The organism is Salinivibrio sp. KP-1, from assembly GCF_000968645.1.
In the GTDB taxonomy this organism is placed as follows: domain Bacteria; phylum Pseudomonadota; class Gammaproteobacteria; order Enterobacterales; family Vibrionaceae; genus Salinivibrio; species Salinivibrio siamensis.
In genome coordinates, this window is record NZ_LAQR01000036.1 from 158,666 (window position 1) to 173,277 (window position 14,612).

Annotated in this window: 13 protein-coding genes; 6 read left to right on the forward strand and 7 right to left on the reverse strand. The window is 52.1% G+C overall.

The features are described 5' to 3' along the window. Positions 1-40: 40 nt before the first annotated feature. From WN56_RS09485 to WN56_RS09510, 6 genes are all read left to right on the forward strand, one after another. Entirely contained in the window at positions 41-2,383 is a 2,343-nt protein-coding gene (locus WN56_RS09485; protein ID WP_046074767.1) for an ExeM/NucH family extracellular endonuclease, read from the forward strand. A 92-nt stretch (positions 2,384-2,475) separates the two neighbouring features. Then, positions 2,476-3,051, forward strand: a complete 576-nt coding sequence (locus tag WN56_RS09490) for an aminodeoxychorismate/anthranilate synthase component II (protein WP_046074768.1) — start codon at positions 2,476-2,478, stop codon at positions 3,049-3,051. Positions 3,052-3,420: 369 nt separating this feature from the next. After that, positions 3,421-4,638, forward strand: a complete 1,218-nt coding sequence (locus WN56_RS09495) for an aspartate aminotransferase family protein (protein ID WP_046074769.1) — start codon at positions 3,421-3,423, stop codon at positions 4,636-4,638. A gap of 29 nt (positions 4,639-4,667) precedes the next feature. Continuing rightward, a complete protein-coding gene (gene astA, locus WN56_RS09500) occupies positions 4,668-5,690 on the forward strand; it encodes an arginine N-succinyltransferase (protein WP_046074770.1) in 1,023 nt (340 codons plus the stop codon). Position 5,691: 1 nt separating this feature from the next. After that, positions 5,692-7,173 (forward strand): succinylglutamate-semialdehyde dehydrogenase, encoded by a 1,482-nt coding sequence (gene astD, locus WN56_RS09505; protein ID WP_046074771.1) that lies wholly within the window; start codon positions 5,692-5,694, stop codon positions 7,171-7,173. Positions 7,174-7,183: 10 nt separating this feature from the next. Continuing rightward, the gene (locus tag WN56_RS09510; protein ID WP_046074772.1) at positions 7,184-7,975 is read left to right on the forward strand and encodes a DUF1338 domain-containing protein; all 792 of its coding nucleotides are present in this window, start codon (positions 7,184-7,186) and stop codon (positions 7,973-7,975) included. 74 nt (positions 7,976-8,049) lie between these two features. Here WN56_RS09510 and WN56_RS09515 read toward each other — a convergent pair whose 3' ends face one another. The 7 genes from WN56_RS09515 to WN56_RS09545 all read right to left on the reverse strand — a co-directional run bounded on the left by WN56_RS09515 (position 8,050) and on the right by WN56_RS09545 (position 14,595). Continuing rightward, positions 8,050-8,916 carry a hypothetical protein gene (locus tag WN56_RS09515; RefSeq protein WP_052708059.1) on the reverse strand — a complete coding sequence of 289 codons (867 nt, stop codon included), beginning with the start codon at positions 8,914-8,916 and terminating at the stop codon, positions 8,050-8,052. 130 nt (positions 8,917-9,046) lie between these two features. Then, positions 9,047-9,679: a cAMP-activated global transcriptional regulator CRP gene (crp, locus tag WN56_RS09520; RefSeq protein WP_002535199.1), complete on the reverse strand. Its 633-nt coding sequence runs from the start codon at positions 9,677-9,679 to the stop codon at positions 9,047-9,049. Between the two features lie 249 nt (positions 9,680-9,928). Next, positions 9,929-10,798, reverse strand: coding sequence for a phosphoribulokinase (locus WN56_RS09525; RefSeq protein WP_046074773.1), 870 nt, complete (start codon positions 10,796-10,798; stop codon positions 9,929-9,931). Between the two features lie 56 nt (positions 10,799-10,854). Further along, positions 10,855-11,073, reverse strand: coding sequence for a YheU family protein (locus tag WN56_RS09530; RefSeq protein ID WP_046074774.1), 219 nt, complete (start codon positions 11,071-11,073; stop codon positions 10,855-10,857). A gap of 108 nt (positions 11,074-11,181) precedes the next feature. Beyond that, a complete protein-coding gene (locus WN56_RS09535) occupies positions 11,182-12,198 on the reverse strand; it encodes a hydrolase (protein ID WP_046074775.1) in 1,017 nt (338 codons plus the stop codon). Then, entirely contained in the window at positions 12,182-12,724 is a 543-nt protein-coding gene (locus WN56_RS09540) for a TIGR02444 family protein (protein WP_077666447.1), read from the reverse strand. Before WN56_RS09540 ends, WN56_RS09535 begins: the two co-directional genes overlap by 17 nt. Next, the gene (locus WN56_RS09545) at positions 12,667-14,595 is read right to left on the reverse strand and encodes an ABC transporter ATP-binding protein (protein ID WP_046074777.1); all 1,929 of its coding nucleotides are present in this window, start codon (positions 14,593-14,595) and stop codon (positions 12,667-12,669) included. Before WN56_RS09545 ends, WN56_RS09540 begins: the two co-directional genes overlap by 58 nt. Positions 14,596-14,612: the final 17 nt, after the last annotated feature.

The window sequence follows — 14,612 nt, forward strand, 5'->3', positions numbered from 1 at the left end:
CGATTTTCGAGTAAACACTCAATTACGTGAAGGAACAGGTATGAAAAAGCCAATGATGTGGTCACCGCTTGCGCTGGTAATGGCGGGGATTGCACTGCCCGCGGCGGCAAAAGCGCCACTTACCGAGAGCTACCAATGTGGGGTGACCACCCCGACCCCCATTTATGCCATTCAAGGCGACGGGGCGCGGAGCCCGCTTGTCCCGGATGGTAAATATAGCTCAGACAAAACTTATGCCGTGCAAGGGGTGGTGACGGCGGTCACTCAGGGATTGTATAAAGGGGTCTGGATTCAAGATCCGCAAGGTGATGGCAACCCTGTCACGTCTGACGGGTTGTTTGTCTATTTGCGTGACGCGCAACGCTTAGCGTTGGCGCCCGGCGATACCCTTTGTGCCAGCGGTAAAATTAAAGAGTACTACGGGCATACCCAGCTAGGCGTCACGGATGGACAGGTGGCAAAAGGGCCTTACCAAGGTGATGTGCTACCCACTGCCATCCGTGTGAGGGCAGAAGAAACCCTTGATCAGGCACTGGAGCGCTATGAAGGCATGAAGGTGACCATGGACGCTGACAGTGAATTAGTGATCACCCGTAACTTTGGTTTTGACTACGATGCGTTCCGTAACAACATGGTGTTATCGCATCAGGCACCTTTGTATAAACCGACACAATTGTATCCAGCATTAACACCAGGCGCTGCGGCGTTGGCAGAGAAAAATGCCCAAAACCAGCTTTATATTGAAACCGACCAGAAAGCGAAAGATGGCGAGATCCCGTACTTCCCTGGCCTCGATGCTGAGCAAGGCTATTTGCGGATTGGCGATCGCATCGAACGGTTGAGTGGTGTGCTGGGCTATAGCTACAGCCAGTATCGTCTGGTGGCGACTAACACGATCACCGCTGGGGATATTGTGCATCGCAATGACCGTCAACCGGCGCCTAAGACGGTACCAGGCACAGATATTAAGGTCGCGAGCTTTAATGTGCTTAACTACTTTACTAGCGCCAGTGCGGTCGGTGGCCCACTCAATGTGACCTGTGAAGATCAAGCCGACGCGGATGCGAGCCGTGGCTGTAACCGTGGCGCAAAAACCGCGGCTGAGTTTGAACTGCAACGCTCGAAAATCGTTAACGCATTGACGGCAATGGATGCTGATATCGTTGGGTTGATGGAGATTGAGAACAACGGCTTTGCAGCGGGTAGTGCCATTGATGATCTGGTGACTCAACTCAACGCCCAGTTTGCTGACCCCCGTGATCACTACCAATTTGTTGAACCGAGTGAGGCGGAGAAAAATCAAGGCGCTTACTTTGGCTCTGATGCCATCATGGTAGGCATGATTTATCGTCCTGCGACAGTGGCATTAGCAGGCAATGCCCAGGCTATCCCAATGCCCGAGCAGCATATCAGTGGCGAAAGCCCAGACGGAGAAACCAAGGCACTTGACAAATACCAGCGTGATAGCTTGATCCAACGCTTTATGATTAATGATCAGCCTCTTAGTGTGGTGGTGAATCACTTCAAATCAAAAGGCTCGGGCTGTTATGAAGATTGGGTTGCCGGCGAGTTTGATAGTGAAACGGCTGATCTGCAGGGCCGTTGTAATGAGTTCCGTGTCTCTGCGGCGGTGGCATTACGTGACCGATTAAACACCGTAGAGGGTGATGTCCTGATCTTAGGTGACTTGAATGCGTACGCGCAAGAAGATCCTGTTCGTGTGCTGACGGACTATCAGCGTCGCGAGGGTCAGCGCGATATTCTTACCGCTGCGGGCACGGAAATTCGTGGTGTGCCTATGCATGCGACCGGCCAACCCGTGGAAGAAGGATTGGGGTATACCAATTTGGCCACCGACTGGTTAGGGGACAAAGCCTATTCGTATTCGTTCTCTGGAGAGCTGGGTGCGTTAGATCATGCTTTGGCCAATGCCAGCTTGGCAAGCAAAGTGGTTGGCGTAGAAGAGTGGCACATTAACTCGGTAGAAAGCACGCTGTTTGAATATAGCCGCCAGTATACGGGTGATTTGGTGAAATCGGACAATGCGTTCTCATCCTCCGATCACGATCCTGTCTTGATCTCGCTTGACTACCCAGAGCCTGTGGTGCCTGTTTCTGTGACCGTGAACAATCGCAGCATTTTACCGATTGTGCCGCTGCTTAACGGACAGAAAAGCCCGGCTCATGCGTGGATGAAATGGCGCGCGACGCGCACGTTCAACCAAGCCAGCCCTTTGGTGCAATCCTTGGCGTTAAGCGCAGATGATCGTATTACGGTTGCGGTGAAAGCCTTGGGGTTGTTCCCTGTATACTGTGGCAGTGCCCCCGCTGATACACCGATGGCAGTGACATACACTGGCTTTCGCTGTCAGTTAAATCGTTAACCAATAAGCGTCGTCCCTAACTCACGCTAGGATGACGCCCTATAAGCACTGTGTTAGCATCATGCCGGTTTTCAATCGCATGGCCGCGCACAGTGCTTCTTATCATCGATAACTACGACTCGTTTACCTACAACCTGTATCAATACTTTTGTGAATTGGGCGCGTCTGTTTGCGTCAAACGCAATGATGCGATTAGCTTGGCGGAGATAGAGGCGATGGCACCCACGCATATCGTGGTTTCGCCAGGCCCGTGTACCCCAGATGAGGCTGGGATCTCGCTGGCGGTGATTGAGCACTTTGCGGGAAAGCTCCCCTTGTTAGGTGTCTGTCTGGGCTACCAAGCCCTAGCGCAAGTATTTGGTGCTAAGGTGATACGCGCGAAGGCAGTGATGCATGGTAAAACCTCGCCCGTTGATCACGAAGGACAAGGTGTCTTTGCGCATTTGCCAAGCCCGCTTACCGTCACGCGATATCACTCCTTAGTGGTGGATCCACACAGCTTACCTGCTTGTTTGATGGTAACAGCGACCACCACGGAGGCGGATGGACGTGAGATCATCATGGGGTTAAAACACCGAGAGCTCGCGGTGGAAGGGGTCCAATTTCATCCAGAAAGCATCCTCACCCAAGAGGGACATGCGTTACTGGCCAACTTTCTCCAGCAATAAAGCCGACAGAATAAAGGCGCGACAGTTTTAAGCGCCATTACCTCGGGGCATCCCAGTCGCGCCCGCTATTACACACTCTTGCACAAAATGGCGATCTTTATCACTAATTTTACATTTCGCGATTTTTGACTGCCTTATCAATGGCTGCAACCTTATGCAACCTGGGTGTTGTCTCCCTTCAGTCTTGCCTATTTGGCATCATAGCCTTGCTCGCTCTGCGCTTCTCTCTGCTCACAGTTTATGCATAACTATCTCTGTAAACTGCATGAGATCGGTTACCCTGCTGAAAACAAAACATAATCTGCTATTGCCGCGGTTAAAATAATGTAAATACTATGCGTCATAGATAAAACACAGAAGGATTGAGTGATGACAATGGAGCACAAAGTAGAACGTAAACTCTTCGATGAAGTCATGGTGCCATGTTACAACCCAATGCCGATGATCCCAGATCATGGTAAAGGGTCGCGCATCTGGGATCAGGAAGGTCGAGAGTATATCGATTTTGCCGGTGGTATCGCGGTGAGCTGTTTAGGCCATTGTCATCCGGTAATGGTGGATGCACTGACCGAACAAGCACAGAAGCTGTGGCACCTGAGTAATGTGATGACCAATGCCCCTGCGTTGCGCCTTGCTAAACGCCTCACCGAGCTGTCTTTTGCCGACCGCGTGTTTTACGCGAACTCAGGCGCCGAGGCGAACGAAGCCGCACTGAAACTGGCGCGTCGCTGGGCAAAAGAAGAGCACGGCGAGCACAAAAGTGAAATCATCGCTTTCACCAAAGGTTTCCACGGTCGTACCTTCTTTACCGTCACGGTAGGGGGACAGCCCGCTTATTCCGATGGCTTTGGCCCCAAGCCTGGCGATGTGACCCACCTTCCCTACAACGACATCGCCGCATTGGCCGACCATATCTCCGATCGCACCTGTGCGGTGATGATGGAGCCATTGCAAGGTGAGGGCGGCATCGTGCCACCGGAGGCAGGCTTTTTGCAGGCCGTGCGCGAGCTGTGTGATAAGCACAATGCGTTGTTGATTTTCGACGAAGTCCAAACCGGCAATGGCCGTACTGGCACCTTCTATGCCTATCAAGAATCAGGGGTCGAGCCGGACATTCTGGCGACCGCTAAATCATTAGGTGGCGGGATCCCCATTGGTGCCATGCTTACCACCGAACGTCTCGCGGCGCATATGAAACCTGGCGTTCACGGCTCTACCTATGGCGGCAACCCACTGGCATGTGCCGTGGCAGAAGCGGTGGTCAATGAAGTGACCAAACCTGAAGTCTTAGACGGTGTGATTGAGCGAGAGCAATGGTTCCGTGACGGTTTAGAAGCGATTAACGATAAGTACGGTATCTTCAGTGAAGTCCGTGGCAAAGGCCTGCTACTCGGTGCGGCACTGAATCAAGACTGGGAAGGCCGTGCCCGCGATATTTTGGTTGCCGCGGGTGAAGAAGGCCTGTTGGTATTAGTCGCCGGCCCAAATGTGGTGCGTTTTACCCCCTCATTGGTGATTACCAAAGCTGATATTGAAGAAGGGATGGCACGTCTAGAGCGCGCGATTGCGAAGGTCGTTGCAGGATAAGCGACCTCATACACTCGGAGGGATTTGAGATGTTAGTTATTCGGCCTATCCGTGCATCAGATTTTGATGCACTGATGTTGTGTGCGGAAGCGTCCGGCCATGGGTTTACCTCGTTGCCGGTGGATGCCGATTTGCTACAAGGGCGAATTGATAATTCGCTAGAAAGTTTTGCCAAAAAGGTGACAGAGCCTGGCCCGGAAGGCTACTTGATGGTCGCTGAAGATGTAGAAACGGGTGAAATTGCTGGGACAACAGGCATCGAGGCCGCGATTGGCCTCGACAACCCATTTTACAGTTACCACCTGACGAAGGTGGTGCACTCGTCGCGCAAACTGAATGTGCATAACATCGTGGAAGTGCTGACGTTTGGCAACAACTACACCGGCACGACAGAGATCTGCACCTTGTTTATGCGCCCTGAGTTTCGTGGCGGCCTAAACGGCAAGCTCTTGTCCAAGTGTCGGTTTTTGATGTTGGCACAATTTCCAGAGCGTTTCGCAGACGTGGTCTTTGCTGAAATGCGTGGTGTGTCTGACGACGAGGGGAACTCGCCGTTTTGGCAATGGTTGAAGGATAACTTCTTTAACATTGACTTCACGTTGGCTGACTACCTCACCGGGATTGGGGCGAAAGGCTTCATTGCTGACCTGATGCCAAAATTGCCGATTTACGTGAGCCTGCTTAGTGAGGAGGCGCGAGCGGTGATCGGGCAAGTGCACCCAAATACCCGCCCAGCGTTGCGCTTGTTGGAAAAAGAAGGCTTTTCGTGCCGTGGTTATGTCGACATCTTTGATGCCGGCCCCACGGTGGAATGCTTACGTCACAATATCGAATCCGTGCGTCATTCTTTTAACGCCTCGGCAAGCGTAAGAGAGCACAGCAGCGCGCAGGACTATTTGATATCGAACACGGACTTTGCCGGTTTCCGCGCCACGGCGGCGAAAGCGGCGGTGGATCATGAAACCAATCAGGTGGTGATCAGCCCCGCGGTAGCAGACGCATTGAATGTAAAAGAAGGCGATCAGCTGCGTTTGATTGCCATGGAGGGATAAGATGACAAAGCAATCAGCAGGCCATCTGATTAACGGTGAATGGGTGAAAGGCGAGGGCGAGGTGATGACCTCGCAAAATCCCTTTGATAGTCAGTGTATTTGGCAAGGTGAAGAAGCGACGCGTCCCCAGGTTGAACAAGCGGTTAGCGCCGCACGTGAAGCCTTTCTTCGTTGGCGTAATACTGAATTTGCCGAGCGCCAAGCGCTGGTTGAGCGCTTTGCCGAGATAGTGAAAGCGAATACGGATGATTTAGCGCGCACCATTGCGGAAGAGACGGGCAAACCATTCTGGGAAACCAAAACCGAAGTCGGTGCCATGGTGGGAAAAGTGGCGATCTCATTACGCGCTTACCACGAGAGAACGGGCTCACGCGAGAAGGACGTCAATGGCACGCAAGCGGTGTTGCGCCACCGCCCGTTAGGTGTGATGGCGGTCTTTGGTCCCTACAACTTCCCGGGTCATCTGCCCAATGGTCACATTGTGCCTGCGCTTTTAGCCGGTAACAGTGTGGTATTCAAGCCGTCAGAGTTGACGCCGAAAGTGGCGGAGAAAACACTGGCGTATTGGCTAGAGGCGGGGCTGCCACATGGCCTTATCAATTTGGTGCAAGGTGGCCGTAATACCGGTGAGGCTCTAGCGCAAGCGCGCGGCATCGACGGACTGCTATTTACCGGTAGCGCCAATACTGGCCATATTCTCCACCGCCAGTTTGCCGGTCAGCCTGATAAGATGCTCGCACTTGAAATGGGGGGAAATAATCCCTTGGTGGTCAGTGATCAGTTTGGTGATTTAGAGGCCACCGTGTATACCATCATTCAGTCAGCGTATCTTAGCGCCGGTCAACGCTGTACCTGTGCGCGCCGCTTGCTGTTGCCTGAGGGGGAAGTGGGTGACAAGATCTTGACGCGCCTAGCTCAATGGACAAAAACCGTGCGTGTAGGCGGTCAGTTTGATGATCCGGCTCCGTTTATGGGCGCACAGATCTCAGTGGCGGCAGCGGAAGGCATCCTGGCGACACAACAAAAGCTTGTTGATCTGGGCGCGAAGCCAGTGATTGAGTGTGAACATCAGCATGATGCGGTGATCTCGCCAGGGATCTTGGATGTCAGTGGTATCCAAGACTTACCGGATGAAGAGTATTTTGGCCCGTTGTTGCAAGTGCAGCGTTACCAGGATATGGCCGATGCGGTCACCAAAGCCAATGACACCCGTTATGGATTGTCTGCCGGGCTTATCAGTGAAGACGATGGTGAATGGCAGTATTTCCTTGACCATATTCGTGCAGGGATTGTTAACCGCAACCGTCAATTGACCGGAGCCAGTGGCGATGCGCCATTTGGTGGGCCAGGTGCTTCGGGGAACTTACGCCCTAGCGCGTATTACGCGGCAGATTATTGTGCTTATCCCATGGCATCCATGGAGGGCGAGCAGGTGATGCTTCCCGAGACGTTCGCCCCCGGTATACCGACTCAACAGGACTAAGGAGAGCAACATGGACAGTGGCCAAGCGTTATTCGACAAACTGTGGCAGGACTACATCAACCGCCTATGCCCTTCGGCACATAAGGTGCATGCCTTATTAGAGGAAGGGCAACCTTTGATCAATGATCATATTGCCTTACGGACATTTGGTTTGCCTAAGGTTGGGCTAAAGGTACTCGCGCGTCCATTTCTCGCCTTGGGGTATCAGCAAAAAGGTGACTATACCTTTGAAGCGAAAAAGCTCAATGCCTGCCATTTTGAGCACCCCGATCCCTTGATGCCGAAAGTCTTTATCAGTGAATTGATGGTCGAGCAATGCTCGCCCGCGCTTCAGGCGATTGTTGAGAAGCTGGTGGCACAAGTTGATGCGTCGTCACTTACAGGCAGCGATTTTCTCCATCAGGGCCGCCTATGGGATATTGATTGGGCAACCTATCAAACGCTTGCCGAAGAGAGTGAATATGCGTCTTGGGTGGCGGCACACGGTTATGGTGCGAACCATTTTACCGTGAGTGTGAATCAGCTGAATGCGCATGATGATTGCCTCTCGGTGAACAACCGATTGCGCGATAATGGCTTTGCGATTAACGAGTCAGGCGGGGAAGTCAAAGGGGATGCATCTGTGTATCTGGAGCAATCCTCCACCATGGCTGACCGCGTGCCCGTTACTTTCTCCGATTGCACGCAAACCATCCCGGGTGGCTTTTACGAGTTTGCCAAGCGTTATGTCCTGCCCAATGGTGAACTTTACCAAGGTTTTGTGGCTGCTTCGGCAGACAAAATCTTTGAAAGCACCCACTAGTTATTCGTTCTTGAACGAATATGGGGCGACGCCCTATGAAAAGGGAGTGTGTGATACGCTCCCTTTTTTATCGTCTATTGGGTCTCGATGTCGAGCCAAAACGTGTCTGGAATCGCTTGTGTTTCGTTGCTTAAATGCGGGTTGTCGACTCGGATGACAGTACGCTCACCAATGTTCGCCTTTTCAAAGGTTTCCTTAACTAAAGGCGCATTATTGAAAAACTCGATGAATGACCCATCTTGGTATGCCGTTTCAAAGGCGCTATTCAACATCTCGGCGACGTCAGCATGTTGCGGAGACACAAACAGGAACATTGGGAAGCGATAGATCAGCATCAGGTGTGGGTCAACTAACAGATTACCGTATTGCGGCCGCTCGGCTAATTCACTAAAAGGCTCAATCAAGGCACGAGGGAAGAGATCGGCCCGGCCCGTATCAACCACTTTGAAAATGTTTTCAAAGCTCGATATTTCACGTACGCGAAATCCCGCTGAGTTAAGCACCTTGACGTCGGCCCAACCTTGTCCCTGAATCATAGTCAGAGACTGCAAGTCACTCGCGCTACTTATCTGAGCAAGTTGGGGCTCGGTGGCTTGATTGGTAATAAACAGGCGATGGCCGAGTAAGCCACGAAACACGGGATAGCGAACGGGGATCAATTCAGCTTCCAGTGTACGGTCGGCACCAAGCCAGTCGACGGTGAGCTTGCCTTGCTTGAGCATTTCCACCTTACGAGATTGAGAGCCAATTTGGCCGTCAAAGGCTTGTAAGGTAACAGATTCTCCCGACTTTTCGGCAAGAAACTCGATGAGCTCAATGGCATAGAGATCAAGGGCCGAGCCGGCGCGTGGCTCGGGGTGGACAATCGTCGTATTGGACGCAGCATGGACTGAAAACACAGAGAGCGCGAAGGCGGTGAGGGTAACCATGAGTTTTTTCATAAACGACACCTTGTTAATTTTATGTTAACTATGTCGTTTTGAGTGTAGAAGCAATCCGCGTGCTTGCCAGATAATGGAGATAAAAAAACCGACGCCAGGGCGTCGGTTGGTGATACAGAGAGCGGCGCGATTAGCGTGTGCCGTATACCACGATGGTTTTACCGTGTGCGGAAATGAGGTTTTGCTCTTCAAGCATTTTAAGGATACGTCCCACTGTTTCGCGTGAGCAGCCAACGATTTGGCCAATTTCCTGACGGGTGATCTTAATCTGCATACCATCAGGATGCGTCATGGCATCAGGCTGCTTCGCCAAGTTCAACAGGGTTTGCGCAATGCGCCCTGTGACGTCCAGGAAGGCAAGATCCCCCACCTTTTGGCTCGTTACCTGCAAGCGGCGCGCCATTTGTGAGGACAAGCGCATCAAGATATCAGGATTCACTTGGATAAGCTGGCGGAACTTTTTGAATGAAATTTCTGCCACTTCACACGGTGATTTGGCGCGTACCCAAGCAGTGCGCTCTTGGTCTTCTTCGAAAAGCCCGAGCTCACCGATGAAGTCACCTTGGTTAAGGTAAGACAGGATCATTTCCTTGCCTTCTTCATCTTTGATCAGTACGGCCACAGACCCTTTCACGATGTAATACAAGGTCTCCGCCTTTTCACCAGCATGGATAAGCGTGCTTTTCGACGGATACTTATGAATATGACAATGTGAAAGGAACCACTCGAGTGTAGGGTCTGTTTGAGGTTTTCCTGGAACCATATAACTTATTTCCTCTGCATGTGTTGCCCGGCAACAACGTCCTATCTTTGTCTGAGGGGTAACCCATCAGATCATTGCACAGAATACGAAGTCTGAACGCGGGCTACAAGCTCACTGTATGTTAACAAGAGTGTATCTTTTTTTGTTGGTGATTTCTTGATTTTGATCTAGGCCAACCGCCTAAAAAACTGGCAAAAACGTGGCTAAGATCACGGCTTGAGAAGTAATACATCATGAATGCGCTACGCCTCAGCCAATCTTGCCTTTTTCTATCAATTGCTGGATCAATGGACGGATGATCAATTCCATTGCAAAGCCCATTTTTCCTCCCGGCACCACTAAGGTGTTATGGCGCGACATAAACGACCCGGTGATCATTTGCAACAGATAAGGGAAGTCGACGTTTTTCATGCCACGAAAGCGGATCACCACAAAGCTTTCATCCAAAGACGGAATCCCTTTGGCATTTAATGGGTTTGAGGTATCTACCGTGGGAACGCGCTGAAAGTTGATATGGGTGCGAGAAAACTGCGGGGTGATATAGTGCAGGTAATCATCCATTGAGCGCACAATCGAGTCGGTCACCGCTTCACGAGAATGGCCTCTATCGCGCGTATCACGGACAAATTTTTGAATCCACTCTAAGTTGACGATGGGGACCATACCAATCAAGAGATCGACGTGCTGCGCAACGTTGACGTCACCGTCGACCACGCCGCCGTGCAACCCTTCGTAAAACAATACATTGGTATTGTCGGCCAAGTCTTGCCATGGCGTGAAGGTACCAGGCATTTGGTTATAGGGCACCGCTTCATCAAAGGTATGTAAGTAGCGGCGGTACTTCCCGGTGCCTTGGTCACCATATTCACGAAAAAACTGTTCCAGCCGAGGGAAGTCGTTGGCGGTGGGGCCAAAATAGCTGATATGTTTACCTTGCTCACGCGCTTTACGGATCTCGACGTCCATTTCGGGACGGGTAAAGCGATGAAAACTGTCCCCTTCTAGCCAGGCCGCTTTGATGTTCATCATTTGGAACATCTTTCGGAAGGCTTCCGAGGTGGTGGTGGTGCCAGCCCCTGACGAGCCGGTGACCGCAATAATTGGATGTTTAGCCGACATGACGCGCCCTGTCATTCAGTCTGAATTTGTATCGCGATACGGCGAGTACTGCGATGCTAGGATCCGAGTGCTGCTTTACGACGAATATCCACTGTCTCGTGCAACTCAGAATACACAATCACGGCTTCTCCGGATTGCAGTTGTTGGCGAACGTCCTCCACTTTTTGTGCAAAGCTGACTTCTTGCTCACCATAATCGGTTCCTTCCCGTAACACAAAATGCTCAATTAAACCTGTGAGTGTCTCGTCGGGAATCGATTGCCATGGAACCATCATACTACATCACCTTTTATCGATCTCAGGATGGCATGCTAGGGTGCCTGATGTGAATGTTGTGAATTGGCTCGCATTTTACCCGATCATTCCGCGTAATGCAGTGGTTCTCTACGCTTTCTTGATCGTGCGCGTGTCACTCACACGATCCGAATGAGGTGATTGTACGGGTAGATAAGTGGCAAGCCAGTGGGGGACGGCGTGCTCAAGCCAAAACTGTGGCTGTCGCCAACTACCGGCGACAAAGCCAACATGGCCGCCATGCTCAGTGAGTTGGTAATCAATGTTTGCGGGTAACGGGGACGTAGGGATCACCGCGTCGGTCATAAAAGGGTCGTCTTTGGCATGAATAATCGCCAGTGGGGCCTTGATGGTGTCGAGCACCGATAAACCACTGCAGGCGCGATAATAGTGGTGGGCATCGTCAAAGCCATGAAGCGGAGCGGTGACGGTTTGGTCGAACTCGAACAGGGTGTTTATCGCCGGGCGCTCCCCCGCGTGCCATCGGCCTACTTGCTGATGCCGTGTGAGCTTTTCCGCTAGGGTTTGTCGCATCGAGCGCAATAAATAGGCTTGATAAACACGGGAAAAGCCTTGCTGGATACGCATCGAGCACGCGGCAAGATCAAGTGGCGGCGACACGGCGCAGCCACAGGTCACGATGGGATCATCGTGATAGTCGGCCAGGTAACGCACCAGCATGTTTCCCCCCAAAGAGACCCCGACTGCGCCAATTTGACTCTCTGGATAGGTTTGACGCAAATGGGTGAAGAAGGCACGCGCGTCCTGGGTTTCTCCCGAGTGATAGGTTCGCGCGGCACGATTGAGGCGGCCACTGCAGCTGCGAAAGTGCATCACCACGCCGCACCAACCTTGGCGTTGGAAGGCCGCGAGCAAGCCGTTGGCATACGGGCTGTCAAAACTGCCTGCTAAGCCATGGAATAAAACAACAATCGGTTGTCCAGGTTGCGGCTGATGCGTCCACGCCAGATCAACAAAATCGCCATCGGGCAGGTCAAATTGCTGCCAGCGAGGGGTGAAAAGCGGGGCACGACGCAGAAAGCGAGGCAACAAGGTTTGCAGGTGCGCATTCCGCGCGCTGGGAATGGGTTTAAACGGTGTCATCATGGTTGCTTCCCTGTTCCTCGGCGGGTGTCACCTTCAGTGATGTGTATAGGTTGCGTGCTGATGGTGACAACTGACGGCAATAGTAGGCGAGAGGAGAGGCGGTGTCCGTGAGCCAGGTTTGACGATTCAGGGCATCGACTAAATCTTGCTGTTGGAATTTTTCTAAGCTGAGCTCGAAGTTAAGCATTTTTTTATATTGCCCACTCCCGACACGCGGCTTGATGTCACGCCGTAAATGACGGTAAGCAATCAGTAAGTGCTCAGAGCGGCTCAATGCGTGCTTCAGTTGTGTGAGGCTCTCGGGCGCAAGACCATAGCCGTGCTGTTCAATCCAGGCGAGTAATAAGGCAAGGTTGACGTTGCCTTGATGCTCGTCTTGGAGCCTGAGGCAAGCTTGCTTCACCTCTGGCTTGCCATAATGATGTAAACAAAACTGCCATAGGTCGGCGGGGTTCGCCATCCCAGGGGTTAGTTTTGATTGAATGTCGCCTCCAGGGCTTCCAGCTCTTCTTGTCGCTCCATCCATTCTTGTTCCACCTCTTCGAGCGTCGATTTGGCATCCGCTTGACGTTGCAATTGCGCCGTGAGTTGCGCCTTATTATCAGTGTGATAAATGTCAGGGTCCGCCAACTGATTTTCTGCGTCAGTGATAATGGCAGAGAGTTGCTCTATCTGTGTGTCGAGATTGTCAATTTTTTTCCGCAAAGGCGCGGTTTGCTTGCGTAACTCGGCATCGCGGCGTTTTTGCGCTTTGCGATCCATCTGTGTTTGTTGCGGCGCTGTTTTCTCCGCGGCCGCTTGTTTTTTGGTCTCGGCGCGATCGGCGCGCTGTTGATCGGTCAGCCAGCGATGATAATCGTTCAAGTCTCCATCAAAGGGTAGCACTGCGCCATTGTCGACCAAGTACAAATCATCGGTGGTGGCGCGCAGCAAAAAGCGATCGTGACTGACAATCACCATCGCGCCCTCGTAGGACTGTAAAGCAAGTGTCAGCGCTTGGCGCATATCCAAGTCCAGATGGTTGGTTGGCTCATCAAGTAACAATAAGTTCGGCTTTTGCCAGACCAGTAAGGCGAGCACAAGGCGGGCTTTTTCTCCGCCAGAGAAGGGGCCAATAGGCTCGAGCGCCTTGTCGCCTTGAAAGCCAAACCGGCCGAGAAAATCACGCAAGGTTTGCTCAGCGGTGGTGGGAGCCAACCGGTTTAAGTGCTGAAGTGGTGTATCGTCGATGCGTAACGTATCGAGTTGGTGTTGGGCAAAATAGCCAATTTTCACCCCTTGTGAATAGGTTAATTCGCCCGCCATGGCGGGTAAGCTGCCCGCGAGGAGTTTAATCAGGGTCGACTTACCCGCACCATTGCGCCCCAGTAAGCCAATGCGCGCCCCCGGCACCAGGTTAAGGCGAATGTTTTCAATAATGGGCGTCTTATCATAACCGGCCGCCACCTTGTCCATCATTAAAATGGGAGTGGGTAAGGCATCCGGTGTGAAGAAGGTAAAACTAAACGGATTATCGTATTGCGCGGGCAATACTTTCTCCATGCGCTCGAGCGCTTTAATCCGGCTTTGCGCTTGGCGGGCTTTGGTCGCTTTGTAGCGAAAGCGGTCAATGTACGATTGCATGTGGGCAATTTGCTTTTGTTGCTTTTCGTACTGCGCCTGTTGTTGGGCCAATTTTTGCGCGCGCATCTGCTCAAAGTCAGAATAATTACCGGTGTATTCATTAAGTTGTTGATGCTCAATATGAATAATCCGGTTGACGACAGGATCCAAAAAGTCCCGGTCGTGGGAGATCAACACCAAGGTGCCTGGGTATTGTTGTAACCATTTTTCCAGCCACATCACCGCATCGAGATCCAAGTGGTTGGTCGGCTCATCCAGCAACAATAGATCAGAGCGGCATAATAGCGCTTGTGCTAAGTTCAGTCGCATTCGCCAGCCCCCTGAGAATTGGGTGAGCGACCAGTGGACTTGGGGTTGGCTAAAGCCCAAACCATCAAGCAGACTCGCGGCGCGAGCTTCAATGGTGTAGCCACCAATGGCATCCAATTTGTCGTGTAACATCGCCACCGCGTTACCATCATCACGGGCTTCGGCGTCGCGTAGGGCTTGTTGGAGCTCGCGGTATTCGCTGTCGCCATCAATGACATATTCAAGGGCGCTTTTATCAAGTGCGGGGGTCTCTTGCGCTACCCAAGCCACTTGCCATTGGCTTGGGTAATCACAACGGCCGGCATCCAGGGATAATTGGTGGCGGAGCAAGGCAAACAGGCTAGATTTGCCACAGCCATTTTTGCCCACCAAGCCGACTTTATCGCCTGGTGAGATAGTGGCTGAAGTGTGGTCAAGCAGGGGCTTACCACCACGAAGCAGTTGAATGTCGGAGAAGCGAATCATGATTACTCAGTCTGTCT